The sequence below is a fragment of the Natronococcus jeotgali DSM 18795 genome (genome assembly GCF_000337695.1).
Lineage (GTDB): Archaea > Halobacteriota > Halobacteria > Halobacteriales > Natrialbaceae > Natronococcus > Natronococcus jeotgali.
On the sequence record NZ_AOIA01000096.1, the window covers coordinates 1 to 382 of the forward strand.

Annotated in this window: 1 protein-coding gene; it reads right to left on the bottom strand. The window is 66.0% G+C overall.

Features of this window, described 5'->3' with window-relative positions:
- On the bottom strand, positions 1-382 hold a 382-nt coding region (locus C492_RS10455), incomplete at both ends, for a thiolase family protein (RefSeq protein WP_169333450.1).

Below are 382 nucleotides of genomic sequence, written 5' to 3' on the forward strand. Positions count from 1 at the left end.
AGCCCGCCCGAGGTGTTGATCGGCAACTCGCCGTCGCGCTCCGTGTACCCGTCCTCGACGAGCTTCCAGGCTTCGCCCTGCTCGGCGAAGCCCAGCCCCTCCATCTGGAGGAACTCCAGAATCGTGAACATATCGTGGAGTTCCGCGACGTCGATGTCCTCGGGCCCGTACCCGCTCATCTCGTAGGCGCCTTCCCCGCTCTCGACGACTCCGCCCATCACCGTCGGATCCTCCCGCTCGTGGACGACGTGCGTATCGGTTGCGCCGTCGACGCCGGAAACGATCGCGTACTCGTCGGCGTACTCCTCGGCGATCGACTCCGGACAGAACAACAGGGCCGCGGAGCCGTCGGTGATCGGACAGAAGTCGTACAGCCGCAGCG